Here is a 26,356-nt window from a genome sequence, read left to right on the forward strand (position 1 = left end):
ATTCCTTATGGTTATCGGCCATTCCAAAACTTAAATTAATTAAAGTTATTGATGTATCGAACCGGGCTATACCGCTGACTTATAGCGCCGCTGCAGGGTGGCATCCAGTTTCCGTTGCAACGGCTCCGGGGTCTCCCCTTCAATCAATTTACTAATTAAATCAAAGCAGTGCCAAGCCAGCTGACGGTTATCCTGGCGAATGGTATCCACGGGGATCGTCAGCGAATCGTAGAGATAGTGATCGTCAAAACTGGCTAACCTGATATCACTTTGCAACAGGTTGTGTTGGCCCATATAGCGCAGCACCCCCTCCAGCAGCCCGCAGGCGGCGGCGAACAGCGCTTTCGGCGGACGCCCCAGACGGGCGCAGAGTTCAGCAAACATCTCGTACCCGGAGCTCGGGTGATAGTTACCGTGAATGATCCACTCCGGGCGCAGCGCTACACCGGCGTCATGAAGCCCCTGCTTAAACCCTTCCAGACGGTCGCGCGTGGGGGATAAACGGGGCTGCCCGCCGAGGAAGTAGAACTCATCAGGATGCTGACGCGCAATGTCAGCCACCAGCTCCGCCGTCGGGGTAATGGAATCGGTGATCACCAGCGGCAGCGCGCTGTCGTTGATGTGGCGGTCAAAAAGGACAACGGGCAGTTGCTCACTCAGCTTGTGGTAGTCCGCATCGTTAAGCATGCTGGAGGCCACAATCAGCCCGTCCACCTGACGCGCCACCATGTTGTTCACCACCACTGTCTCCTGCCCTGGGTTTTCATCGCTACAGGAGATCAGCAGCTGAACGCCTGCCTCGCGGCACAGCGTCTCAAGCTCGTGAGAAAACACGGCAAATCCGTAGTTGGTGATCTCCGGGACCACCAGGCCAATGGTGTGACTGCGGTTATCACGCAACGACCGGGCGTGAATGCTGGGCTGATAGTGGTGCTCTTTTGCAATCGCCAGCACGCGCTCGCGCGTCTCTTCCGCCACGCGAAGCTCTTTGCTACGCCCGTTCAGGACCAGGCTGGCGGTGGCTTTTGACACACCCGCCAGCTCCGCGATGTCTTTAATGGTGACGCGTTTTGTTTTTCTCACAACGACTTAGATCCGGCTGCCAAAACCCTCATTCTATCATGCAGGCGCGCAGCGACCAGTAGCGTAATGTGATATCGGACGCACCTTCGAATCGCACCCGGGCCGGATGGTCAGGAAAATAGCGGCTACTCATCACCCCTTCACCGTGATTAATGAAAATTTCAACGCTGGAGCGGTCGCACAACACACGCAAATGGCTGACGTCGCCCTGCCAGTAGCGGGTCAGCGTTTCACCGGTTTTCAGGCTCGCGCGTTCCAGACGTACGCCCTGCTCATCGACCGAGAGACGCAGCGCGCCGCCAAAATCGACATTCACCTGTGATGTGTTCAGTTCAAACTCCAGGCGCGTCGCGTCCAGGTCTGGCGCCTCGCTGGCGCGTCCCTGCCAGTGCTGTTCATCTTCACGCAGCGTCGCCAGCTCGCGCGCCGGGGTCTGCCAGAGCTTGCCGTCGCGATAGCGCAATTCACGCGGGCAGGTCATCTGGTGCATCCAGCCGTGCGCCCGGGTTGGCTGAAGCATCTCTTCCCCGTCCGGTACGCCCATCCAGCCGATCAAAATGCGTCGACCGTCTTCCGCCAGCGTCGTCTGCGGCGCGTAAAACTCAAAGCCCGCGTCCAGCTCGTGCAGCTCGCCGTGATCGAATGCAGCGTTTGCATAGTCAAACGCCCCGCTCATCCAGGTGGCCGGATAGGTGTTGAGATAGCGATGCGGCTCGCGCGCCAGCCCCTGCGGACAACTGATCAAGATGTGCGTTCCGTCGAGCGCGAACAGATCCGGACACTCCCACATATACCCCGCCTCCGTCAGGCCGTTGACCCCGTGACCGGCGACTTCCCCACATGATGCCCAGGCGTGCAAATCGGCTGATTTAAACAGTAGCACCTTGCCGCGTTTTTGCACATCCTGCGCGCCGAGCACCATGTACCACTCCCCGTCGTGTTGCCACACCTTCGGGTCGCGCACGTGTCCGGTGTAGCCTTCCGGCAGTGCCAGCACCGGCCCCAGCTTCTTAAAGGTTCCGTCCGGCTGTTCCACGGCCAGGCACTGCCAGGCGGTGCGGCTGCCGTCATCAAACTTGACGTTGCCGGTGTAGCAAAGCGTCAGGACGCCCTGGTTATCCACGGCGCTACCGGAGTAACAGCCGTTGCGGTCATACTCTTCATCCGGCATCAGCGCCAGCGGTTCATGCTGCCAGTGCACCAGGTCCGCAGAACTCCAGTGCCCCCAGCATTTAAACCGATGCTCGCAGTCCAGCGGGTTCCACTGATAGAACAGGTGGTAGCGGCCGGCAAACCAGATAAACCCGTTGGGATCGTTCATCAACCCCGTGGCCGGCGCGGCGTGCCATTGCGGATAATGGCTATCCGCAAGCGCGCGCGGCTGACCTTTCATTACGGCCTGCAGAATCGCAGGCCAGCGGGAAGGTAACGTCATTATTCAGAGTCCGTTTTATATTTCAGCAGCAGTGAGACGGTAAACGCCACGCCGAAGGCGATCACCATGCCGATAATATAGTTGAGCAGCGAGCTGGCCTGCACGATGGCCATGCCCGGAATAGCGGTTAACCCAACGGCGGTCATATACACATGGACTGAGACCACCCAGGCACCGCCCACCGCGCCGCCAATCAACGCGGCGATAAACGGTTTCACGAAGCGCAGGTTGATACCAAAAATGGCCGCTTCGGTGATGCCCAGCATCGCAGAAAACGCCGACGGTAAGGTAATGGCTTTGATTTTGGCATCTTTGGTTTTGAACCACACCGCCAGACAGGCGCCGCCCTGCGCCACGTTCGCCATAGCCCAGATAGGCAGCAGGAAGTTAACGCCGATCGACGGGTTACCCAACAGCCCGGCTTCAATCGCGTGGAAGCTGTGGTGAATACCGGTGATCACAATCACCGAGTAAAGCCCGCCAAACAGCAGCCCGGCCAGCCAGCCTGCGTGGGCGATCAGCGTGCTCAGAACGAAGGAGATACCATCCCCTAAGGCGCGCCCCGCCGGGCCAATAATCAGCAAGGCGATAAAGCCGGAGATAACGACGGTGAGGAACGGCGTCAGGATCAGGTCTAACGCATCCGGGATCACGCGGCGCAGGTTTTTCTCCACGATGCTCATAAACCAGACGGCCAACAGCACCGGGAATACCGTGCCCTGATAGCCAATCATCGCAATCTCAAGGCCGAAGAAGTTCATAGTGTGGAAGCCGGAGGCCACGCCCCAGGCGTTGGTCAGCGCCGGGTGCGTCAGAATGCCGCCCAGCGTCGCGCCGAGATACGGGTTACCGCCAAATTCCCGCGCGGCGGTAAAGCCGATAAGGATCGGCAGAATGATAAACGCCGCCGAACTGCACATGTCCAGCATGATGTAGATGGCGTTATCCGCATTGACCCAGCCGTAGGTTTTCACCATGCCGAGCAGGCCCATCAGCAGGCCGGAAGCCACAATCGCGGGAATAATCGGGACAAAGATGTTTGAGAGCAGACGGGCAATGCGCTGGAACGGGTTCAGCTTGCGCGCCGCCAGATCTGCGGCTTCAGATTTACTGGATTCGCTGATCCCCGCTGCCTGAATAAACGCGGCGTAAACCTTGTTGACCACGCCCGTGCCGAAAATCACCTGCATCTGCCCGGCGTTACGAAAACAGCCTTTTACGCCGTCAACCTTGCCGATAGCCTGCTGATCGGCAAGCGCGTCATCGACCAGCACCAGACGAAGACGCGTTGCGCAGTGTGCCGCGCTGGCAATATTTTCCTTGCCACCGAGCAGTGGAATAAGCTCGCGGGCGATTTGATTAAAATCCATAGATACCTCTGCCTGACTTCTTTTTATGATGTGCGAAACGCTCCCGCCAGGCGGGAGCGTGATGGGTTAAAACCAGGTTTCCATCTGGACCCCAAAGTTCCATTCCCCGCCGGCGTTGAAGCCGCTGCTGCCAAAGGCATCATCGCTGGCGTAATGATCCAGTTTGCTACTCCAGTCCATCCAGGTGGCAAACAGGCGCAGTTCCGGACGGCTGAAGAAATCGCCGATTTTGCTCGCTTTTAACGTTGGAGCAAAGGTCAGCTTGTAGAAACTGCCGTTGACGGCGTTCCGGTCCTTATAGCCTTCCGGATTTAAATCCATGTACTGATAGCTTCCCTCAAACGCCAGGGCGAAGTTCTGCGTCACCTCTTTAATCAGGCGGGTGTTGAGCGTCACCCACTCATAGCTGTCGCCCTTGACGTAGCGATCTTTACTGCTCTGTGCCAGTACGGCGGGCGCAACGCTCCAGCCACCGCCGATGGGCGTGACACCGTAACTTGCTAAGCGCCAGGTATCCGCCTCAGAGAGCAGCGCGCCATCGGAGCCGATGCTTTTCACTTCCGCACCCAGCCCGTGACCATACAGCAGCGCCGTTTTGGCGGTCCCTTCCCGCAGGCCGTAGAAGCTATCATTATGCAACCCGACCAGCGCATGAACACCGGTATTGGCAGCATCGGTTTTGATGAGATCGCCGTTGGTATCTTTACGGTCGTCGTTATCTTTCGCCCGCAGGCCGCTCACCATCAGCTGGAACGGTCCGGCGAAGTGGTTCATGCTGAGGATATAGTTTTGAACGTTATTGTCGGTCTGCTCCACGCTGCCGAAGTTGCGGCCATAGATGGAGAAGTTGCTGCGCAGCGAATCGTTCCATTTCACGTCATAGACACCGCCGCCGGTACCGGCAAGGAAGACCACGTCGGAATCCAGCCAGTGAATGTCAAAGTTGTCGCGGTCGAAGCGTTTACCCGCCCAGAAGGTGCTGCCCTTCAGCGCGCCGGTAAAATCAGGCAGATTGCCCAGCTCCGCAAAGGCCTGGCGAATATTGAGATCGCTGGTATCGGCTGACCAGTCGTTATAGGTTCTCTGACCGTCGGCCAGCATCGCTTTGAAGCGCGTGGTCGCCCCGTTGTCCAGGGTTTGCTTGTGCTCCAGGTTCAGCTCCACGTAGGTGTCGGCTTCATTACCCAGACGCCCCACCGCACCACCGGTTTCACCGGCCGGGGTCAGATAAGGACCGCTTTTGCTGCTGGAGGCCGCGTCGTTCATCAGCAGACCCGAACGGGCGTAGCCGTGGAATTCAAACCCGCTGCTTTGGTCCGCCTTCTTCTCCAGCGCGGTGGTGCGCTGCGCCACTGCCTGGGTTGTGGTTTGCGTCTGCTGCTGCGCGGCAACCAGCTGCTGCGTTTTTTGTTCTGCATCCGTGGCGCGCTTCTCAGCCACCTGCGCACGCGTTTCTGCTGCCTGGAGGCGCTGCTCCATCGCGGCAAGACGCGCTTCGATACTTGTCATATCCGTTTGGGCAAAAACAGAGGTACTTCCGGCCAGCATGCCTATCATCACGGCAAGTCTGCGTTTTTTATACATTTTGTCGCATCCCTAAAAGAAGTCATTAAACGTGCTAAATTGCTAAACCGGTTTAGGTTGCTGATACTAAACCTCTGAATTTTGGATCGGCAATCTTTTTTGCTAAACCGTTTTAGTAAGTGTGATCGAGGCGACAATTCGGGCCGCCGGATGGCGGCCAGTGAAGGAAGGAATTACAGTTCGTGCTGCCAGGGCAATGCGGTCATCGCCCCTTTGGCCGTGGTGGCTAATGCGCCGCAGCGCTGGGCTAAGGCGATCACAGGCGTCAGGTCCTGCCCGGCGGCCAGTCCGTAGAGCAGCCCGGCCACGAAGGCATCCCCTGCGCCGGTGGTATCGACACACTGAACGGGCGTTGCCGGATAGTGCTTCACGGTGCCGTTATGCCAGGCGATGACGCCCTCTTTACCCTGGGTGACCAGCACCAGACGCGCCGGGCAGCGCGCCATCAGCGTATCCAGACCGACGTTTACCTGCACATCTCCGGTTAAAAACGCCAGCTCTTCGACGGAGAGTTTCACCACGTCTGCGCTCTGCAGGGCTTGCTCCAGACAGCGACGCAGTTCGCTCTCATCCGGCCAGAGATCCGGGCGAATATTGGGATCGAAACTGACGTAACCGCCCGCCTCACGGATGGCGGCCATCGCCTCAAAGGTCGCAGAACGGCTTGGTTCTGCGCTTAACGCGATGGAACAGACATGCAGCCACTCCCCGTCGCTGAACGTTGGCAGATCGGCGGTTTCCAGAAACAGATCGGCGCTTGGACGCACCATGAAGGTAAACGAGCGTTCGCCCTGGTCGTCGAGATCGACCACCACCGTTGAGGTGCGGTGCGCCGGGTCAAGGCGCATCCACTTCACGTCGACCCGCTCGTCGGCTAATGTCTTAGACATAAAACGTCCGAAAGGATCATCGCCAACCCTGCCGATAAACGCGCTCTGGCCGCCCAGTCGGGCAATGCCGACCGCGACGTTTGCCGGTGCGCCGCCGGGACACTGTAGTAATCTGCCTTCTCCATCAGGCAGCAAATCCACTACCGCATCGCCAAGTACCCAGATTTTTTTCATGTAACCCTCCTAGCTAAACTATGTTAAACCGATTTAGCTATTTAAGCACAGGCAGGGCGAAGGGGAAATAACGCGGAGGAAAATAGGCTAACGCACCAGATGCGGCCAGTGAATATCACCGACGCCATTAATCTGCGGACGGGCAAACAGAAAGCCCTGGAAACGGCGGATACCGGCAGACTCGAGCCAGCACCACTCCTCTATCTTCTCGATCCCTTCGGCCACCAGGGTAATTTCCAGATCGGAGCAACAGCTGACGATGGAGCGCACAATCGCCTGCTTCGGTCCGCTGAGGTGGATATCGCTAACTATCTCCCGGTCGATCTTAATTTTATCCGGCTGGAACCGGGTCAGCAGCGAAAGACCGGCATAGCCGGAACCAAAATCATCAATCGCCAGACCCACCCCCTCACCGCGAAGCTGTTTAATGGCGCTATTAAACTGGTTGAACCCGGATATCATCTCGTTTTCAGTGACTTCAATGACCACCTGCTCCGGCTGAAGCCCATGTAGTTTAATCTGATCGACCAGAAATTCCACTGCACCGGGGACATTCACCAGCGACATCGGGAGAAGATTGACCGCAATTTTATGGCCGCCAATCCCCAGCTTTTCCGCCAGCGCGAAGGCATACGCTTTGGTCTGGAGATCGACCTGGTAGATTTTGTCCGGGTCCAGAGTGCTGAAGAAATGCTCCGGGCTGCCGCCGTCATTGCCGCGGATAAGGGCTTCAAGAGAACTGATCTTCCCTTCCGAGGGCTCAACGATGGGCTGGAGCGCAAACTGACAGATTTGGTTGGCCATCAGCCCCAGACGTTCGCCAAAGGGTAACGCTTCGGGTGAAAGCGTCCATTTTTCAGGAACGTAACGCGCACCCGACGGAGCCGGACGTTTGCCCATAATGAACGTCTGAATAAATTTGAACACCCGATCGTCAGAGGTCAGATAGCTGTCCAGCTTGCTGTAATGCAGGACCGACTCCAGCACCTCTTTCGGTGACTGCATCTGCAGATCGAACAGCAGCATACCGACGTTTTCGAAGCGTCTGCGCGGGCCATAATCCCGCATCAGTTCAACCACTCCACTGTGCCGCTTATCATCACGGATTTTATGGAACAGTTTAACCACACTCTCTTCCGACCCTTCCAGGATTTGCAAAACGTCACTCCCTTTAGCAAGGAGTACACCGGTAATGTTCAGTTTTGCGTTACGGCCTCGGGCGCGCTCCACCAGCTCCCGCAGCTCGGTAGAGGGGCGGGATAAATTCAACTGGCTTCGGTAAATCAGAGTCGTCAGCACAAAAATGGGTTCCGATGAGAAAGAGAGGTGCCTTGAAGCTATTATTTAACATACTTAATCAATGCGACCTAACATATTCACACCACAAGGAACGTTACTGTTTCCCGTCCCCAATGCGGCTGTTGATCCTCTCCTGCATGTAGTCGTAAAACGGGTTCGAGGTGACCCGCATCAGCGCCTCTTTTCCGACGCTCAATACGGACGTTTCGCCCCAGAGCGCAATTGTTCCCAGGCTAATGCCATAGCGGTTTTTCACCCCAGGCTCACGGCCATAGAGATCGTCATCCGGCGGGAACGGCACCGCAACATGCGACAACGAATAGACATCCTGCGGCCAGGACTGCGCAAGCGGCACGACCGTTTCCTGGGTGCTTCCTGCCGGGGTGATTTTCGCCACCGTCGAGAAACTGTGCTCGTCGGCATTGGTGACGACCGTGACACTGTAACGTCTCTGCATAACCGGCAGTAGTGCCGAGGTTGCCGTCCAGGACGACGGTTTGAACAGCGGACGGAAGCTCGCCGCCTGGTTGATATCAAACACTACCAACTCGCTGCCGTTTGCCGGAAGCTGATCAAACAGGCCGGTCACCACCGCGCGGGTGCTGACCGTAGAATCCATAACCGACTGGAACGCCAGGACCGGCGGCAAACTCGCCAGCCTGTTCTCCCGCGCCTCGCGGCCTATCTGCTCCTGAAGAGCCTTCGTCAACAGCCACGACTGGCGGGCGGCGTTCACCGGGAACGAGTTATATTTATACGGGTTATATTCCGGGGAGATGTTCAGCCACGCCGCTTTTGCAAACGCTGGCAGCAGTGCCGGTAATCCGGCGAAACCAGCAAACCGCGCAAATGCCGTCACGCCGATCATCGGTGACAGCAGTATCACCTGCTGCGGTCGACGAAGCGCAGGCGCGTCCAGCGCATCGAGGGCATATTTCATCGCCAGCGCCCCGCCGTTGGAGTAGCCCACCAGATGCAGCGGCACATTCTCGCCCGCCAGACGCGTGGCTTCCCGCACGGCAAGGCGCGTTGCCGCCAGCCACATCTCCCAGTCAACGTCCGTCAGCGCGCCGGGCGCGGTGCCGTGCCCGGGCAAGCGCGGGACAACCGCGACAAAGCCGCGTTGCTGATAGTTCACGGCAAGGTGCCTGACGCTGTAAGGCGAGTCGGTCAAACCGTGCAGCAGCACCACCGCGCCGCGGGGCTTTCCGGCAGGCATCAGCACAAATGAGCGGTTGGCATCGGGTGAAAACTGACCGGGCCACACCAGGCTCTGGCGGTAATAGCGGTTTAACGGGGTTTGTTCCTCGCTCCTTGTTTTCGCCGTCACTGCGCTATCAAGATCGGCGAAAATGGCGTTTTCCCGGGCAACATACCCGGCAAAATCGGCGTTATCCATTTCACGCACGGACATCTCGTCTGCCCGCCAGGTATGCCACAGATGCAGTTCCGGCCCCTGCTGCGAGAGATACACCCGCACCGCCAGCAGAACGAGCAGGACGATCCCTACGACCATCCCTATTTTCTTTGCAAGCGCCATCAGGCGCACGCTGACTCGCCAGGGCAAATTCGCCATGCCGGGATCCCTTTTATATTCACAGTACATCTATCTTATCAAAAATGTGAACGGGCTGACGTATTCACCAAATTCATACCTGCCGCGTCAGACAGTGCACCAAAAGTGAACTACGCTGCACAAATGTTGATCATTGGTTAAACAAATATTGCATGAAGTTTACCGCACAGCGGGTTTCATCCGCCCTGTGAACATGGCACGCGTCATGCATTGTTAACCAGGTAACACAAACCCAGCCATTGACAGCCTGTTAACAGCGAGGCGGTATGACGACGAAACCTGAGATGTTGAGCCGTATCGAAGCGACGTTCAGCCAGCTCACGCCCAGCGAAAAGCGGGTCGGAAGCTGGCTGCTGGCGCACGCCGCGCAAATCCCGTTTGAAACGGCTGAGAGCGTGGGTCAGGCGAGCGGGACCAGCGGAATTACCGTCGGACGCTTCCTGCGCAAGCTGGGGTATCGCAACCTGGAAGATGCCAAAAAGAGCCTGCGCGATCCGTATCAGCCCTGGGGCATGAACGAGCGGCTGGACTCCTGGCAGCAGCAGCGACCCCTTTCCAGCCGCCTTCAGCATGCCCTGTCGCTGGAAGTGGATGCCATCACGCAGGTGTATCAACTGGCACAAACGGACGCCTTCCGTCAGGTGGTGCACAACCTCGCCCACGCGGAGGCGGTATTTGTGCTGGGGATCCAGTCCACGCGCGGGATTGCCAACGCCTTCTTCAGCCACCTCGAGTACCTCCGCCCGCGCGTGAGCTATTCGGAGGGCGCTTCAGGGAGCTGGGTTGAATCCCTGAACTCGGGATTTTCGCACCCGTACGTCGTACTGACCGATACGCGCACCTACTCCTCGATGGCTCGTCAGTACTGCCGCGTCGCCAGCGAGAAAGGCATTCCGCTGGCCTTAATCACCGACATCTGGTGCCCGTGGGCGCGGGATTACCCGATTGATTTACTGCAGGTGAAAACCGATACCGGCCATTTCTGGGATTCACTGGCCCCCGTGAGCTGTCTGTTCAACCTGCTGCTGTCGGGCGTGGTGGAAGCGCTGGGCGATGCGCTTCCGGCGCGTCTGGCGGTCAACCGACAATTACAACAAGAGTTTGGTCAATTCGAACGCTAAAGGAGCGGAGCTATGCCCGAAGAGAGTGAACTGATTGATGTGGCGAAGACGTTTCCCACGCTGCATATCGATCTGAAGTACGCCACCGCCGACAACATCACCGGCCGCCCGATCTATCAGGAGGCGCTGTGCCTGCTGCATACCGACGCGGCTACCGCGCTGGCAAAAGCCATCAGCATTGCCACGCTGGCCGGGCTGAAGCTGGTGGTCTACGACGCCTATCGGCCGCAGCAGGCGCAGGCTCAGCTGTGGGATGCCTGCCCGAACCCGGAATATGTGGTCGACGTGGCGATTGGCTCCAATCACAGCCGCGGTACGGCCATCGACGTCACCCTGATGGATGAACATAACGCCGTGCTGGATATGGGGGCCGGTTTTGACGAAATGCATGACCGATCGCATCCGTATCACCCCTCCGTGCCGCCGCACGCCCAGCGCAACCGTCTGCTGTTGAACGCCATCATGTTTGGTGGCGGTTTTGTGGGTATCAGCAGCGAATGGTGGCATTTCGAACTGCCGAACGCCGCCAGCTACCCGCTGCTTGACGACCGTTTTGCCTGTTTTCCACTGACGCACACCCCTCTTTAAACCTGGAGCACTGCCATGAAAACATCGCTTCTCTCGACGCTGATCGCCGCCACACTGACGCTGAGCGCACCGCTGGCGTTGGCTGCCGTCCCGAAAGACATGCTGGCGATCGGCAAAGCCGCCGACCCGCAAACGCTCGATCCTGCCATCACCATTGATAATAACGACTGGACCGTCACCTATCCGTCCTACCAGCGTCTGGTCAAGTACAAGCCAGGCTCTACCGAGGTGGAAGGCGATTTGTCGACGGGCTGGAAGGCGTCCGACGACCAGAAAGAGTGGACCTTTACCCTGGCGGATAACGCGAAATTCTCCGACGGTACGCCGGTCACCGCTGAAGCGGTAAAACTCTCTTTTGAGCGCCTGCTGAAGCTCGGTCAGGGGCCGTCTGAAGCCTTCCCGAAAGATCTGAAAATTGATGCCGTCGATGACCATACGGTGAAATTCACCCTCAGCCAGCCGTTCGCGCCTTTCCTGTACACGCTGGCAAACGACGGGGCCTCCATCATTAACCCGGCAGTGCTGAAGGCCAATGCCGCGGATGATGCGCGCGGTTTTCTGGCGCAAAATACCGCCGGCTCCGGGCCGTTTATGCTCAAAAGCTGGCAAAAAGGCCAGCAGCTGATCCTGGTGCCTAACCCCCACTGGCAGGGTGAAAAGCCGCACTTTAAGCGCGTCTCGGTGAAAATTATCGGTGAAAGCGCCTCGCGCCGATTGCAGCTTTCCCGCGGCGATCTGGACATTGCCGACGCCCTGCCGGTCGATCAGCTTGCGGCCCTGAAGCAGGAAGGCAAAGTCGCCGTCGCGGAATACCCGTCCCTGCGCGTGACTTACCTCTATCTCAACAACAGTAAAGCGCCGCTCAATCAGGTGGATTTACGCCGGGCCATCTCCTGGGCGACGGATTATCAGGGGATGGTGAAAGGCATTCTGAGCGGCAACGGCAAGCAAATGCGCGGCCCGATCCCGGAAGGCATGTGGGGCTTTGACGCCACGGCAATGCAGTACAGCTTTGATGAGGCCAAAGCCAAAGCGGCGCTGGAGAAGGTCAAAGACAAACCCGCCAGCCTGACCTTCCTCTATTCGGATAACGACCCGAACTGGGAGCCGATCGCCCTCTCAACCCAGTCCAGCCTTGGCAAGATTGGCATTAACGTCAAGCTGGAAAAGCTGGCCAATGCCACCATGCGCGACCGCGTCGGCAAAGGTGATTACGACATTGCCATCGGCAACTGGAGCCCGGACTTTGCCGACCCGTACATGTTCATGAACTACTGGTTCGAATCAGACAAAAAAGGGCTGCCGGGCAACCGTTCGTTCTATGAGAACAAAGCGGTCGATTCCCTTCTCCAGGCCGCGTTGAAAACCACCGACCAGGCGGAACGCACCAAAGATTACCAGCAGGCGCAAAAGGTGGTCATCGACGAGGCGGCCTACGTTTATCTGTTCCAGAAAAACTACCAGCTGGCGATGAACAAAGAGGTCAAAGGCTTCACCTTTAATCCGATGCTTGAGCAGGTATTCAACATCGCCACCATGAGTAAATAGCGGTTCTCGCCGGGGGAAAATGTATGACGTTCTGGAGCATCGTGCGCCAGCGCTGCTGGGGGTTACTCCTGGTAGTGGCCGGTGTCTGTATTATCACCTTTATTATTTCACACATGATCCCCGGCGATCCGGCCCGTCTGCTGGCCGGCGATCGCGCCAGCGACGAAATCGTGCAGAACATCCGCCAGCAGTTAGGGCTGGATCAGCCGCTGTATATTCAGTTTGGCCGCTACGTGGACGCCCTGGCGCACGGTGATTTAGGCACGTCCATCCGTACCGGACGGCCGGTCGCCGAAGACCTGAAGGCCTTTTTTCCCGCCACGCTGGAACTGGCCTTTTGTTCTCTGATGCTGGCGCTGGTCATCGGCGTGCCGCTGGGGATTTTATCGGCGGTGTACCGCAACCGCTGGCTGGATCACCTGGTGCGTTTAATGGCGATGACCGGGATCTCCACGCCAGCCTTCTGGCTCGGTCTGGGCGTCATTGTGCTGTTCTATGGGCACCTGCAGATTCTGCCGGGCGGCGGCAGGCTGGACGACTGGCTCGACCCGCCGACACACGTTACCGGGTTTTATCTGCTGGACGCGCTACTTGAAGGCAACGGTGAGGTCTTTTTCAATGCGCTTCAGCACCTGATTTTACCCTCGCTGACGCTGGCGTTTGTTCACCTGGGGATTGTGGCGCGCCAGGTCCGTTCGGCGATGCTGGAACAGCTTAGTGAGGACTACATCCGCACCGCGCGCGCCAGCGGCCTGCCCGGCTGGTACATCGTCCTGCGCTACGCCCTGCCCAATGCAATGATCCCGTCCATCACCGTGCTCGGACTGGCGCTGGGCGATCTGCTTTACGGCGCCGTGCTGACCGAAACCGTCTTTGCCTGGCCGGGCATGGGCGCCTGGGTGGTGACATCCATTCAGGCGCTCGATTTCCCTGCCGTGATGGGCTTTGCCGTCGTCGTTTCGCTGGCCTACGTGCTGGTTAATCTGGTGGTCGATCTGCTTTATCTGTGGATTGACCCGCGAATCGGGCGCGGAGGTGCCGAATGATGTTAACGCAGGAAACGCCCGTCCCGGTGAAAACCGCCAGACAACGCATCAACTGGGCAAAGCTGTTCTGGATGCTGCGTCAAAGCCCGCTCACGATCGTTGGCGGCGTTATTATGATTGCGATGCTCTTCCTGATGGTGACCTCACCGTGGATTGTGCCCCATGACCCGAACGCGCTGGATTTGACCGCCCGCCTGCAGGCGCCTTCTGCGCAACACTGGTTTGGTACCGATGAGGTGGGACGCGACCTGTTCAGCCGCGTGCTGACGGGCAGCCAGCAGTCGATTACCGCCGGGCTGGCGGTCGTGGTGATTGCGGGTGGCATCGGTTCGCTGCTGGGCTGTTTGTCCGGCGTACTGGGCGGGCGCGGCGACGCCATCATCATGCGGGTGATGGACATTATGCTCTCGATTCCCTCCCTGGTGCTGACCATGGCGCTGGCCGCCGCGCTCGGGCCAAGCCTGTTTAACGCCATGCTGGCGATTGCGATTGTCCGCATCCCGTTTTACGTCCGCCTGGCACGCGGGCAAACCCTGGTGGTACGCCAGTTTACCTACGTTCAGGCCGCCCGCACGTTTGGCGCTTCCCGCTGGCATTTGATCCGCTGGCATATCCTGCGCAACGCCCTGCCGCCGCTGATTGTGCAGGCTTCGCTGGATATCGGCAGCGCTATTCTGATGGCCGCCACGCTGGGGTTTATTGGCCTGGGCGCGCAGCAGCCCACCGCCGAATGGGGGGCGATGGTGGCCGTAGGCCGTAACTACGTTCTGGACCAGTGGTGGTACTGCGCCTTTCCCGGTGCGGCGATTTTGATTACCGCCGTGGGCTTTAACCTGTTTGGCGACGGTATCCGCGATCTGCTGGATCCAAAGTCAGGAGGGAAACAGTAATGACCGAATCGGTACTTAATATTGAAGACCTGCATCTGAGCTTTCCGATTTTTCGCGGTGAGGTCCACGCGCTGAACCACGTCTCGCTGGAGATCAACAGGGGCGAAATTGTCGGCGTGGTGGGCGAGTCGGGATCGGGTAAATCCGTGACCGCCATGCTCGCCATGCGCCTGCTGCCGGAGGGCAGCTACCGTATCCATCACGGTCAGGTGAAATTACTCGGCGAAAACGTCCTGACGGCGTCCGAGAAGCAGCTTCGACAGTGGCGCGGTGCCCGAGTGGCGATGATTTTTCAGGAGCCCATGACCGCCCTCAACCCGACGAGGCGGATTGGCAAACAGATGGTGGAGGTGATCCGCCAGCATCAGCCGCTTTCGCGGCGCGAGGCGCAGCAAAAGGCAATAACCCTGCTGGAAGAGATGCAAATCCCGGACGCGAAGGCGGTGATGGAACGCTATCCGTTTGAACTGTCCGGCGGCATGCGCCAGCGGGTGATGATCGCCCTTGCCTTCTCCTGCGAGCCGGAGCTGATCATCGCCGACGAACCGACCACCGCGCTGGATGTCACCGTCCAGCTCCAGGTGCTGCGCTTACTGAAGCATAAGGCGCGGGCCAGCGGTACCTCGGTGCTGTTTATCAGCCATGATATGGCCGTGGTGTCGCAGCTTTGCGACAGAATGTATGTGATGTATGCGGGCAGCGTGATCGAGAGCGGTGCCACGCACACGCTGATCCACCGCCCTGTGCATCCCTATTCCATTGGCCTGCTGCAGTGCGCACCGGAAAACGGCCAGCCGCGTGACCTGCTTCCCGCCATCCCCGGGACGGTGCCCAACCTCAGCCAGCTTCCGCAGGGATGCGCTTTCCGCGAGCGTTGCTTTGCCGCCGGGGCGAAATGCAGCGAAACGCCGCGCTTACAGCCCACTGGCGCAGAAGGCCAACAGGCTGCCTGCTGGTATCCGCAACGGGAGAAACACCATGTCTGATGTACTGCTGGAACTGGATAGCGTGCACGTGAACTTTGCCGCGCGCAAAAACTGGCTGGGGCGCGTAACGGAGCAGGTCCATGCCCTCAACGGGCTCGATCTTCAGATCCGTCGGGGGGAAACGCTGGGCATTGTCGGGGAATCCGGCTGCGGGAAAAGCACGCTGGCCCAGCTGCTGATGGGCATGCTTAAGCCCAGCACCGGCGCATGCCAGCGTGCGCACCACGCGGGCGGCATGCAGATGGTGTTTCAGGATCCGCTCTCCTCGCTCGACCCGCGATTGCCGGTCTGGCGCATCATCACCGAGCCGGTGTGGGTGCAAAAACGCAGCAGCGAGCGCGAACGCCGTCAGCTGGCGGAGGATCTGGTGCTGCAGGTTGGTATTCGCCCGGAATATCTCGACAGGCTTCCGCACGCCTTCTCCGGCGGGCAGCGCCAGCGCATTGCCATTGCCCGGGCGCTCTCGTCCGACCCCGATATTATCGTGCTCGATGAACCCACCAGCGCGCTGGATATCTCCGTGCAGGCGCAAATCCTCAACCTGCTGGTGACCCTGCAACAGCAGCGTAATCTGACCTACGTGTTAATTTCGCATAACGTCTCGGTGGTCAGACACATGAGCGACCGCGTGGCGGTGATGTACCTCGGGCAGATTGTGGAGCTGGGCAGCGCCGTGCAGGTGCTTGGGGAGCCGCGCCATCCCTATACCCGTCTGCTGCTCGACTCGGTTCCCCACACCGGTGAACCGCTGGATGAAAATCTGGCGTTACGCAAAACGGAGCTTCCCGGCAACCGTCATCTGCCTGAAGGCTGTTTTTTCCGTGACCGTTGCCCGATGGCAACGCAGGGGTGTGAACGTCCCCAGCCGTTACAGCCCTCACGCGAGGGCCGTAACGTCCGCTGCTGGCGCAGTCTGGGTTAAATTTGCGCCATCCCGCCGTCCACAAACAGTTCGGTGGCGTTAATAAAGCTGGCCGCGTCGGAGGCCAGAAACGCCACCGCTTTACCCACCTCACCCGGCGCGCCTAAACGCCCCAGCGGTACCTGCGCGGCCAGCGCGTCGTACAGCCCCTGACGGTGTTCTTCCGGCACCAGATCGCCGAGACCTGGCGTTTTGATCGGACCCGGGCTCACCACGTTGACGCGGATCCCGCGGCCCTGCAAATCCAGCGCCCAGGAGCGGGCAAAGTTGCGCACAGCGGCCTTACTGGCGCTGTAGACGCTAAAGTTTGCCGTCCCTTTAATGGACACCGTCGAGCCAGTCAGAATAATCGACGAGCCGGTGGATAACAGCGGCAGCGCCTTCTGCACCGTGAACAGCACCCCGCGAACGTTGGTGCCAAAAATCCGGTCAAACTGCTCTTCGGTGATCGCGCCCAGCGGCAGCATATCGCCGCCACCCGCATTGGCGAACAGGATATCAAGACGGCCTTCTTCTTTTGCTATCCGGGCATAGACCTCATCCAGATCGGCAAGCTTTGAGACGTCAGCGCGAATGCCTACCGCGGTTGAAGCAATCTCTGCTACCGCGGCGTCAAGTTCGGCCTGACGACGCCCGGTGATGTACACCTTCGCGCCCTGCGCCGCCAGCTCCTGCGCCGTGGCAAGACCAATACCGGTACTGCCGCCAGTGACCAGTGCGATTTTTCCTGAGAGAGTCGTGTTCATGTCATTTACCTTTTGTTGGGTTTGCGTTGGACAAACTTTAGCCCTTGCGGCATTAGTGAAAAACAGGCAAAAATGAAAATGACTATTCACCCACAGAAATAATCAGAGGTCATCATGGACCAGTTAATGGCGATGCGCGCTTTTACGCGGGTAGTGGAGTCCGGCAGTTTTACCCGCGCGGCGGACTCTCTGAATATGCCGATCGCCACGCTGAGCAAGCTGGTTAAATCGCTTGAGGCGCACCTGGAGATACGCCTCCTGCACCGGACGACTCGCCGGGTGGTCGCGACGCCTGAAGGGATGGAATACTATGAAAAAGCGCTCAGGGTGCTGATTGATATCGAAGATATCGACACCTCGTTTCGCGTTTCCCGCGCGACGCCAAAAGGGCATTTGCGGGTTGACGTGGGTGGATCAACCGCCCGGGACGTGCTCATCCCCCTGCTGCCGGGTTTTATGCAGCGTTACCCGGATATCCGCATCGACCTTGGCGTGGCCGATCGTCCGGTCGATCTCATCAGCGGTAACGTAGACTGCGTGATCCGCGGCGGCCCGCTGGACGACTCGACCCTCATCGCCCGTCATCTCGGTAATGCCGAAATGGTCACCTGCGCAACGCCGGGTTACCTGAAAAATCATGGCATCCCGGCCTATCCGCAGGAGCTACGCAACGGCCACAAGCTGATTAGCTATCTCTCTCCCGTCACCGGACGGGCATTTCCGTTTCGCTTCAGACAGAACGGCGAGGCGCTGGAAATCAACATTCCGCACTATCTCGGCGTCAATGAAAGTAATGCCCATCTGGCGGCTGCCGTGGCGGGGTTGGGGATCGTTCAAACCTTTGAGTATTCGGTAAAGCCGTATTTGCAGGCGGAAACATTGACGGCGATCCTGGGCGACTGGCGCCCTGCCGCGTATCCGTTTCATGTCGTTTACCCACAGAACCGGCATTTGACGCACCGTCTGAAGGTGTTTATTGCCTGGCTGGCAGAGGTGTTTCCCGCCGCGCTGAAGGGGTAGCCGGGCGCGAACCCGGCTGTGGCTTAGTTAAGCTTATAGTCCAGCGTAATCTCAGCTTTCAGGAGCTGCGATACCGGGCAGCCCGCTTTTGCTTTCTGAATAATGCCATCGAACTGCTGAGGGGCAATGCCGGGAACGGTCACCTTGCTTTTCAGGGCAACCTTAGTAATGGCAAAGCCGCCGTCGGTTTTATCCAGAGAGACGTCCGCAGTGGTATCAATGGAATCGGCGGTATAACCCGCTTCCCCGAGCATCAGCGACAGCGCCATTGAGAAGCAGGCCGCATGTGCCGCGCCAATCAGCTCTTCGGGGTTGGTCCCCTTTTCGCCCTCAAAGCGGGTATTGAAACCATAAGGCTGTTGATTGAGAACGCCGCTCTCGGTGGAAACTGTTCCTTTTCCGCGCTTAATGTCGCCAGACCAGTGTGCCGAACCGTGCTTATGAATAGTCATTCTTGCTCTCCTTTTGGCTTACAAAGGGTTAAGTATAGACTACGCATCTGACCCACCCTGGAACACAGACAATTCCAGGACTTTCACCTGCTGTACCGACAAAAAGGATAATGATATGGCGCTAAAAATCAGGATGGCCGTTGCCGTAACCGCACTGGCTGTTTCGCTATCTTCACCGGCGAAAACACCGGAGAACTTTATCTATACCAGCTCGGGCGATCTCGGCGCGGCGTTTCCGCTTGTTGCGCGAAGCGACATCGGCGGCGTGCAGATCGTTTACAACTGGCGCTTGCTGGAACCCGAGAAGGACAACTATGACTTCTCGCGGATTGAACAGGATCTGGCGCACGTTAAGGCCGCCCGAAAAAAGCTTTTTATTCAAATTCAGGATCGTTTCTTTGAGCCGGACGCCCGCTACGTTCCGGACTATCTGATGCACGATAAGCGATACGGCGGCGGAATTGCGCCGCAGTTCGATAATCCAGGTGAAGGGAAGCCAGTCGGTTCAGGATGGGTGGCGCGTCAGTGGGATCCTGCCGTGCGCCAGCGCTACCAGGCGCTGCTGGCCGCCCTTGCGAAACGCTTTGATGGTGAGGTGTATGGGGTAAATCTGCCTGAAACCGCCATTGATATCGACGAAAAAAATCCCCCCGCCGGGTTTACCTGCGACAGCTATTTCGCGGGTGAAATGGAAAATCTGGCCTTCGCGCGGAAGGCTTTTCAGAAATCACATGTGGTGCAATATGTGAACTTCTGGCCGTGCGAATGGGATAATGACCACAACTACATGGGGCGTCTGTTTGCGTATGCCAGCGCCAACAATATCGGCCTCGGTGGGCCGGACATTGTTCCCAACCGCAAGGCACACATGAAGAATGCCTATCCCTTCTTCCATAAAAATAAACAAGTGCTGCCGCTCATCGCCATGGCGGTTCAGGAACCGACCCTGACCTATAAGAATCCTCAGACCGGTAAGCCCTTTACCAAAGCAGAGTTTGACCAGTTCGCTGAACGCTATCTCGGGGCCGATATTATTTTCTGGAGCACAACGTCTCCCTGGCTAAAGGCAAAGTAATCGCCTGCGCATCCCGCTCTTAAGCCAGGTAACGGGCCAGTTCGTCGAGGAACACGCGCAGCGCGGCAGGCTGATATTCCCGGGACTGATAAATGCCATGGATGGCAAGCGGTTTCGGCTCCAGTGCCTCGAGTACCGGCACCAGTAATCCCTTTTCCAGCGCAGCAGACGCTTCGCGCTCCGGCAGCATGGCGATACCGCAGTGCTTAATCGCCGCGTCCATCAACAGCGAAGAGATGCTGGCGCTCAGGTTGCCGCTGACGGCCACGCTCAGGCTTTCACCTTCCGGCGTCAGGAAGTGCCAGGACTGGCCGGCGAAAAAGCTGTAGTGCAGGCAGTTGTGCTGCGCTAAGTCTTCGGGGCTGACGGGGTTACCGTGCTGTGCCAGATACTCCGGCGAGGCGCAGAGCACCGAGCGACACTCCCCCAGCCGGCGGGCAATCATGCCGGGTTCGGGGTTGTCGGTAATGCGCACGGCGACATCAATGCGCTCTCCCACCAGGCTGACCGGGTGGTTATTCACGTCCAGCTCAATGCGCAGCTGCGGATAGCGCAAGAGCAGACCAGGCAGGACCGGCGCAATCAGATGCATGGCGGTAAAGTGCGCACAGGCCACCCGCAGCGTGCCGGACGGAAGATCTTTCTCCGACTGACCTTCAATTTCCTGCGAGATTTGCGAGAGCGTCCGCGTTTTTTGCAGCACCTTTTCCCCTGCCGCGGTCAGCGTCAGCTTGCGCGTGGAGCGGTTAACCAGCCGCGTTCCCGCCCACTTCTCCATTTGTTCAAGATAGCGGCTCACCATCGGTCGGGAAATGCCCAACGCGCGGGCTGCTGCGCTCAAACTTCCCAGCTCGCATATTCGGTTGTAGACCTGAGCGGCGATAACGCGATCCATATAAGCTCCATTTGCTCGATTTATGAAACTAAGCATGTCTTGTTTCAGGAATTCTGGCAAATGCGAATATCCGTACAATAGAGACATTCCTGAACAACAGAGACAACAGCATGAAACTCACTCACCTTGCCCTGCTTTCCACCCTTATCACGCCGGCTGTTTTTGCCGCGCCGTTGACCATTGATACCTATAACCCACAGGATAAAGGCATTTTCGCGGTATCCTCCACGCTGGTTTCCGGCCCGAAAGAGGCGGTGCTGTTTGACGCGCAGTTCAGCGTGAAAGATGGTGAAGCGCTGGTAGAGAAAATTCGCCGCAGCGGTAAAACCCTGAATAAGATTGTGATCACCTCCGGCGATCCGGATTTCTATTTTGGCCTGCAGCCGCTGGTCAAAGCCTTCCCGAATGCCAAAGTGGTGGCCACGCAGCACGTTGTTGACCATATTAAGGCCACCAAAGACGCCAAGCTCGCCTTCTGGGGACCGCAGATGAAAGACGGCGCGCCAACGGAGCTGGTCGTCCCGCAGGTGCTTGCCTCCACCACGTTCATGGTTGACGGGGAAAAGGTCGATATCGAACAGCCAGACAGCTATGCGGCCTATGTGTGGATCCCGTCAGCAAAAACGATCCTCGGCGGCACCGGGGTAGCCTGGGGTATTCACGTCTGGACGGCAGATACCCAAACCCCAGCAAGCCGCAAGCAGTGGCAGGAAACCCTGGAGAATATGGCCGCGCACAAACCAGAGCGCGTGATCCCGGGTCACTATCTTGGCACGCCACCCGCCGGGACTGGCGCGATTGATTTTACCCACGACTATCTGCATCGCTTTGAAAAGGCCTTGTCCACGCATAAAGATTCCGCAGGCGTCATCAGCACCCTGAAAAAACAGTATCCGGGTCTGGCGGAAGAGAGCTCACTGGAATTAAGCGCCAAAGTGAATACCGGCGAAATGAAGTGGTAATTTAAAATCTGCTCCTGCTATATTTCCGTGATAGCAGGAGCACCACCAAAATATCCCCGCCGTTCCCCGTCGAGTTGCCCACACATTTTAAAAGCGCATAAAAGCATGCACTTATGTCATTTTTATTTCTAAGATGAATCTGAGCCACAACCGGGAAAATATTTGCCATCCTGTTTATGAATTAAATTTTTGCGAGCCGTACCATTAAACAGACAACGACACGGAGGCAGCATGTTTACTTATTACCCGGCGAATACCACAGCAGCACAACCTGAACTCGTTAACGCGATTGCGCAGGGTCTTCACGCCGAGCACGGTGCTGTGACTGAAGATGACATTTTGATGGAACTGACTAAGTGGGTGGAATCCACAGATAATGACATCCTCAGTGACATCTACCAGCAGACCATTAACTACGTTGTCAGCGGGCAAAACGCACCTTTGTAAAAACCTGCTAAGCTGGATCAGCAACCTAAGGGGTTACATTTCGTTTGCGTAAGCAAACTGGTCCTTAAAACTATCAACAGGATTGAGGAGTTAACATGAAATCGAACCGTCAGGCACGCCATATTCTGGGACTGAACTACAAGCTTTCTAATCAGCGTAAAGTGGTGATTGAAGGCGACCATGAAACGCAGGTCACTCACACCACCGGCAGAAAACGCCACGCGGGCAAGTAAGTTCCAGACTGAGATCCAGAACACCATCGGTAATCCCGATGGTGTTTTTGTTTATGTGTTGCGGTAATTAATATTTAGCTCCTTTATAATACCGCCTGACCGCACCCCATCGCACAGGCCAGAAAGATGACAAACAGCAGTGTCAGGGACGGATCTTCATAAAAAGAGTGAGTGACATGGACAACAAACTGAAAAAACATCGTTCCTTATACATCCCATACGCCGGACCGGTTTTACTTGAATTCCCCCTGCTCAACAAAGGCAGCGCCTTCAGCATGGAAGAGCGCAGCAGCTTTAACCTGCTTGGCCTGCTGCCGGAAGTGGTTGAGACCATTGAAGAACAGGCGGAGCGCGCGTGGATCCAGTATCAGGGTTTCAAAACTGAAATCGACAAACACATCTACCTGCGTAACATTCAGGACACCAATGAAACCCTCTTCTATCGCCTGGTGCAGAACCATCTGGAAGAAATGATGCCGGTGATCTACACCCCGACGGTGGGTGCGGCCTGCGAGCGTTTCTCAGAGATCTACCGTCGCTCCCGCGGGGTATTCATCTCTTATCAGAACCGTCACAACATGGACGATATTCTGCAGAACGTGCCTAACCACAATATCAAAGTGATTGTGGTGACTGACGGCGAACGTATTCTCGGCCTCGGCGACCAGGGCATTGGTGGGATGGGGATCCCAATCGGTAAACTCTCTCTCTACACCGCCTGCGGCGGCATCAGCCCGGCGTATACCCTGCCGGTGGTGCTGGATGTCGGCACCAACAACCAGCAGTTGCTCAACGATCCGCTCTATATGGGCTGGCGCCACCCGCGTATTACCGACGACGAGTACTATCAGTTTGTCGACGATTTCATCCAGGCCGTGAAGCACCGCTGGCCGGACGTTCTGCTGCAGTTTGAAGACTTCGCGCAGAAAAACGCGATGCCGCTGCTGAACCGCTATCGCGATGAGATCTGCTCCTTTAACGATGACATCCAGGGCACCGCTGCCGTGACCGTGGGTACGCTTATCGCCGCCAGCCGCGCAGCCGGCAGCCAGCTGAGCTACCAGAAAATCGTCTTCCTGGGCGCAGGATCTGCGGGCTGCGGTATCGCCGAGCAGATTATCGCCCAGACGCAGCGCGAAGGCTTAAGCGAAGAGCTGGCCCGCTCCCGCGTCTTTATGGTTGACCGTTTCGGCCTGCTGACCGACGGTATGCCGAACCTGCTGCCGTTCCAGACCAGGCTGGTGCAGAAACGTGAGAACCTGAAAAACTGGGATACCAATAACGAAGTCCTTTCCCTGCTGGACGTGGTGCGCAACGTGAAGCCGGATATCCTGATCGGCGTTTCCGGGCAAACCGGTCTCTTTACCGAAGAGATTATTCGCGAGATGCACAAGCACTGCGAGCGCCCTATCGTGATGCCGCTTTCCAACCCGACCTCCCGCGTGGAAGCGACGCCGCAGGACATCATCGCCTGGACAGAAGGTAACGCGCTGGTCGCGACCGGCAGTCCGTTCGACCCGGTGGTGTGGAAGGATAAAACCTATCCGATTGCCCAGTGCAACAACTCTTACATCTTCCCTGGCATTGGTCTGGGCGTGATCGCCTCCGGTGCGTCCCGCATTACCGACGAAATGCTGATGTCGGCGAGCGAAACCCTCGCGGGCTACTCGCCGCTGGTCAACAACGGTGAAGGGCTGGTGCTGCCGGAGCTAAAAGACATTCACAAGGTGTCGCGCGCTATCGCGTTTGCGGTAGGTAAAATGGCGCAGCAGCAGGGCGTGGCGGTGAAAACTTCTGCCGACGCGCTGCAGCAGGCCATCGACGACAACTTCTGGATGCCGGAATACCGCAGCTATCGCAGGACGTCCATCTAAAACGTAGGCCGGGTCAGGCGCAGCCGCCACCCGGCAAATCGTTTGCACAGTGCCCGCTTGCCGGGCCAGAAAATCCCCGCTACACTCCTTTCATTCATTAACCCACTGAATATATAAGGAGGCCAATTATGCTGTACTGTGAAATTTTTAATTTTTCACATACTCTTGGTGATCGCACCAGCTCAAGCGTTATCGGTATCGTGCTGCGATAACTTCTGCTTGAGCGAAGACACCAACCCCTGAAATCCCTTCTCTCGGGCTTACTGAGTTATCGTCAGCGATGTTTGACGAGGCATAAACATGCCTGTAACTCTTGGGTAAGCAACAATGAGCACTTTACTCACTGCACAATCTTTACGCGTTGATACGGCGTTTGGCACGCTCTTCGACTCACTCTCCTTTACGCTGAAAAAAGGCGACCGCATTGGCCTGCTGGGCGACAACGGCTGCGGAAAAAGCACGCTGCTGAAGGTGCTGGACGGCACAGACTCCCCTGCCGTCGGAACGGTAGCGCTGGCCGGACAGTGCCTGATGGCACGTGTGGAGCAACATCTTCCGGACGCCATTTTCCCGCTAACCATGCTGGATGCCGTACTTGCGCAGTTACCTTTAGCTGAGCACGATAGCCTGCGGTGGAAAGCCGAAACGCTGCTGGCGAGCATGGGCTTCACGCCGCAGGATATGATGCTGCACGCGGCCACGCTCAGCGGCGGGCAACACACCCGCCTGCTGCTTGCACGGGCGCTGATTCATGACCCGGACCTGCTCCTGCTCGATGAACCCAGCAACCACCTTGATTTGCCGACCATGCTCTGGCTGGAGCACTTTTTACAGAACTGGTCAGGCAGCTTCGTGCTGGTCTCGCATGACAGACAGCTGCTGGATGCCGTCACTAACGGCAGCTGGATCCTGCGCGATAAAACGCTGCACTACTTCGCTCTTCCCTGCACGGCCGCCCGCAAGGCGCTGGAAGCAAAAGATGAAAGCGACGCGCAGCGCCACAAGGCAGAGCAAAAAGAGATCGACCGCGTGACCGCCAGCGCGAAGCGGCTGGCGACCTGGGGCAAGGTTTACGACAACGAAGACCTGGCCCGTAAAGCCAAACAGATGGAAAAACAGGTCGAACGGTTGAAGGAGAGCCAGACGGCGCTTACGGCAGGCAGCCAGTGGACGTTAACCCTGCGCGGCGACGCGCTGCGGGCAGACCGTTTACTGGAGATGCAAAACCTCGACGTGCCCCCTGCTCCTGGCCTGCCGGCCTTGTTCAGCATCGATGTGGCGCGGCTAAAAAGCGGCGATCGCGTGGCGATTGTCGGTCGTAACGGCTGCGGCAAATCGTCACTGATGAAGCTTATCTGGCAACAGTTTGCCAATGTGCTGATCCATGATGGCCTGAAGCTACACCCGCGCGTGTCGCCAGGCTATTACGACCAGACGCTTCATCAGCTTGCGGACAACGCCACGCTGCTCGACGCGCTGGAGCCTTTCGCACCGGATCCGCAGAACCGCAAAATGGCACTGATAAGCGCGGGTTTCCCGTGGGCGCGTCACGGGCAAACGGTCAGCACGCTCAGCGGGGGCGAACGCTCGCGCCTGCTGTTCGTTGGCCTGACGCTTGCCCGCTACAGCCTGCTGATGCTGGATGAGCCGACCAACCACCTTGACATGGAAGGCAAAGAGGCGCTGGCGCAAACCCTTCAGCAGTTCGAAGGCGGCGTTATGCTGGTCAGCCATGACCGTCAGTTAATTAGCCAAAGCTGCAACCGTTTCTGGCTGATTGAAGAGGGAAAGCTGAGCGAGTGGCACGATGCAGAAGCGGTGTTTGAGCGCCTGCGTGAAAGCGCGGGGCTGGTGACATCCACCGCACCTGTTATCGCCACTACGACGGTTCAATCTTCGCCGTATGACGATCTGCTCGAACGGCTGGTCGCGCTGGAAACGCTGCTGGAAGACGATCTGGCGCGTAAGCCAAAGCATCAGAAGCCACAGCTTCAGGCACAATGGCGTAAAGAGATTAAGGAGATAGAAGCACAGCTGTAAGTCTGCGCCCGGCGAGCATCTCGTCGGGCCAGTATTTTCCCCCTAAATTATTGGAGGAACGCCGTATTCTTAATCTGTAATCGAATCAAATGATGGCATT

At 57.7% G+C, this 26,356-nt stretch carries 24 protein-coding genes; 14 read left to right on the top strand and 10 right to left on the bottom strand.

All coding sequences use genetic code 11. The features are described 5' to 3' along the window. Window positions 1-66 precede the first annotated feature (66 nt). The 7 genes from FU672_RS00240 to FU672_RS00270 form a co-directional block, all read right to left on the bottom strand. Window positions 67-1,083: a LacI family DNA-binding transcriptional regulator gene (locus tag FU672_RS00240; protein WP_148241694.1), complete on the bottom strand. Its 1,017-nt coding sequence runs from the start codon at window positions 1,081-1,083 to the stop codon at window positions 67-69. Window positions 1,084-1,111: 28 nt separating this feature from the next. After that, window positions 1,112-2,518: a sucrose-6-phosphate hydrolase gene (locus FU672_RS00245; RefSeq protein WP_148241695.1), complete on the bottom strand. Its 1,407-nt coding sequence runs from the start codon at window positions 2,516-2,518 to the stop codon at window positions 1,112-1,114. After that, window positions 2,518-3,888 (bottom strand): sucrose-specific PTS transporter subunit IIBC, encoded by a 1,371-nt coding sequence (locus FU672_RS00250; protein WP_148241696.1) that lies wholly within the window; start codon window positions 3,886-3,888, stop codon window positions 2,518-2,520. Before FU672_RS00250 ends, FU672_RS00245 begins: the two co-directional genes overlap by 1 nt. Window positions 3,889-3,954: 66 nt before the next feature. After that, window positions 3,955-5,472, bottom strand: coding sequence for a carbohydrate porin (locus FU672_RS00255; protein ID WP_148241697.1), 1,518 nt, complete (start codon window positions 5,470-5,472; stop codon window positions 3,955-3,957). A gap of 173 nt (window positions 5,473-5,645) precedes the next feature. Then, the gene (cscK, locus tag FU672_RS00260; protein WP_148241698.1) at window positions 5,646-6,536 is read right to left on the bottom strand and encodes a fructokinase; all 891 of its coding nucleotides are present in this window, start codon (window positions 6,534-6,536) and stop codon (window positions 5,646-5,648) included. A gap of 87 nt (window positions 6,537-6,623) precedes the next feature. Continuing rightward, a complete protein-coding gene (locus FU672_RS00265; RefSeq protein WP_148241699.1) occupies window positions 6,624-7,835 on the bottom strand; it encodes a diguanylate phosphodiesterase in 1,212 nt (403 codons plus the stop codon). Window positions 7,836-7,929: 94 nt separating this feature from the next. Then, the gene (locus tag FU672_RS00270) at window positions 7,930-9,411 is read right to left on the bottom strand and encodes an alpha/beta hydrolase (protein WP_148241700.1); all 1,482 of its coding nucleotides are present in this window, start codon (window positions 9,409-9,411) and stop codon (window positions 7,930-7,932) included. Window positions 9,412-9,677: 266 nt separating this feature from the next. On the opposite strand from FU672_RS00270, the gene FU672_RS00275 reads away from it, so the two are divergent. The 7 genes from FU672_RS00275 to FU672_RS00305 are packed head-to-tail and all read left to right on the top strand — an operon-like array spanning window position 9,678 to window position 16,512. Continuing rightward, window positions 9,678-10,532: a MurR/RpiR family transcriptional regulator gene (locus tag FU672_RS00275; protein WP_148241701.1), complete on the top strand. Its 855-nt coding sequence runs from the start codon at window positions 9,678-9,680 to the stop codon at window positions 10,530-10,532. 12 nt (window positions 10,533-10,544) lie between these two features. Continuing rightward, on the top strand, window positions 10,545-11,120 hold the full coding sequence (gene ddpX / locus FU672_RS00280; protein WP_032636457.1) for a D-alanyl-D-alanine dipeptidase: 576 nt from the start codon (window positions 10,545-10,547) through the stop codon (window positions 11,118-11,120). Between the two features lie 15 nt (window positions 11,121-11,135). Beyond that, window positions 11,136-12,668, top strand: coding sequence for an ABC transporter substrate-binding protein (locus tag FU672_RS00285; RefSeq protein WP_148241702.1), 1,533 nt, complete (start codon window positions 11,136-11,138; stop codon window positions 12,666-12,668). Window positions 12,669-12,691: 23 nt separating this feature from the next. Next, window positions 12,692-13,714, top strand: a complete 1,023-nt coding sequence (locus tag FU672_RS00290) for an ABC transporter permease (protein WP_148241703.1) — start codon at window positions 12,692-12,694, stop codon at window positions 13,712-13,714. Further along, a complete protein-coding gene (ddpC, locus tag FU672_RS00295; protein WP_148241704.1) occupies window positions 13,711-14,604 on the top strand; it encodes a D,D-dipeptide ABC transporter permease in 894 nt (297 codons plus the stop codon). The genes FU672_RS00290 and ddpC overlap by 4 nt, the downstream gene beginning before the upstream one ends. Further along, the gene (locus FU672_RS00300; RefSeq protein ID WP_148241705.1) at window positions 14,604-15,590 is read left to right on the top strand and encodes an ABC transporter ATP-binding protein; all 987 of its coding nucleotides are present in this window, start codon (window positions 14,604-14,606) and stop codon (window positions 15,588-15,590) included. The genes ddpC and FU672_RS00300 overlap by 1 nt, the downstream gene beginning before the upstream one ends. Next, window positions 15,583-16,512 (top strand): oligopeptide/dipeptide ABC transporter ATP-binding protein, encoded by a 930-nt coding sequence (locus tag FU672_RS00305; protein ID WP_148241706.1) that lies wholly within the window; start codon window positions 15,583-15,585, stop codon window positions 16,510-16,512. Before FU672_RS00300 ends, FU672_RS00305 begins: the two co-directional genes overlap by 8 nt. Here FU672_RS00305 and FU672_RS00310 read toward each other — a convergent pair. Next, window positions 16,509-17,258, bottom strand: a complete 750-nt coding sequence (locus FU672_RS00310) for an SDR family NAD(P)-dependent oxidoreductase (RefSeq protein ID WP_126328579.1) — start codon at window positions 17,256-17,258, stop codon at window positions 16,509-16,511. The two genes, FU672_RS00305 and FU672_RS00310, sit on opposite strands and share 4 nt — an antisense overlap. A 114-nt stretch (window positions 17,259-17,372) precedes the next feature. Between FU672_RS00310 and FU672_RS00315 the strand changes: the two genes are divergently transcribed. After that, window positions 17,373-18,278, top strand: a complete 906-nt coding sequence (locus tag FU672_RS00315; protein WP_148241707.1) for a LysR family transcriptional regulator — start codon at window positions 17,373-17,375, stop codon at window positions 18,276-18,278. 23 nt (window positions 18,279-18,301) lie between these two features. Here FU672_RS00315 and FU672_RS00320 read toward each other — a convergent pair whose 3' ends face one another. Next, window positions 18,302-18,730 carry an OsmC family protein gene (locus FU672_RS00320; protein WP_023311893.1) on the bottom strand — a complete coding sequence of 143 codons (429 nt, stop codon included), beginning with the start codon at window positions 18,728-18,730 and terminating at the stop codon, window positions 18,302-18,304. A 115-nt stretch (window positions 18,731-18,845) separates the two neighbouring features. Between FU672_RS00320 and FU672_RS00325 the strand changes: the two genes are divergently transcribed. Beyond that, a complete protein-coding gene (locus FU672_RS00325; protein WP_148241708.1) occupies window positions 18,846-19,805 on the top strand; it encodes a hypothetical protein in 960 nt (319 codons plus the stop codon). Between the two features lie 19 nt (window positions 19,806-19,824). On the opposite strand, the gene FU672_RS00330 is transcribed toward FU672_RS00325, so the two are convergent. Continuing rightward, on the bottom strand, window positions 19,825-20,700 hold the full coding sequence (locus FU672_RS00330; RefSeq protein ID WP_148241709.1) for a LysR family transcriptional regulator: 876 nt from the start codon (window positions 20,698-20,700) through the stop codon (window positions 19,825-19,827). Between the two features lie 110 nt (window positions 20,701-20,810). Here FU672_RS00330 and FU672_RS00335 point away from each other — a divergent pair, with 110 nt between their 5' ends. The 5 genes from FU672_RS00335 (at window position 20,811) to FU672_RS00355 (ending at window position 26,256) form a co-directional block, all read left to right on the top strand. After that, window positions 20,811-21,662, top strand: a complete 852-nt coding sequence (locus FU672_RS00335; protein ID WP_148241710.1) for a Vmh family MBL fold metallo-hydrolase — start codon at window positions 20,811-20,813, stop codon at window positions 21,660-21,662. A gap of 231 nt (window positions 21,663-21,893) precedes the next feature. Continuing rightward, window positions 21,894-22,109 carry a biofilm-dependent modulation protein gene (bdm, locus tag FU672_RS00340; protein ID WP_023335793.1) on the top strand — a complete coding sequence of 72 codons (216 nt, stop codon included), beginning with the start codon at window positions 21,894-21,896 and terminating at the stop codon, window positions 22,107-22,109. A 95-nt stretch (window positions 22,110-22,204) separates the two neighbouring features. Beyond that, on the top strand, window positions 22,205-22,342 hold the full coding sequence (sra, locus tag FU672_RS00345; protein ID WP_100122084.1) for a stationary-phase-induced ribosome-associated protein: 138 nt from the start codon (window positions 22,205-22,207) through the stop codon (window positions 22,340-22,342). A 176-nt stretch (window positions 22,343-22,518) separates the two neighbouring features. Then, entirely contained in the window at window positions 22,519-24,216 is a 1,698-nt protein-coding gene (locus FU672_RS00350; protein WP_148241711.1) for an NAD-dependent malic enzyme, read from the top strand. 327 nt (window positions 24,217-24,543) lie between these two features. After that, entirely contained in the window at window positions 24,544-26,256 is a 1,713-nt protein-coding gene (locus FU672_RS00355; RefSeq protein WP_148241712.1) for an ABC-F family ATP-binding cassette domain-containing protein, read from the top strand. Window positions 26,257-26,356 lie beyond the last annotated feature (100 nt).

This window comes from Enterobacter asburiae, from assembly GCF_008080435.1.
Lineage (GTDB): Bacteria > Pseudomonadota > Gammaproteobacteria > Enterobacterales > Enterobacteriaceae > Enterobacter > Enterobacter asburiae_C.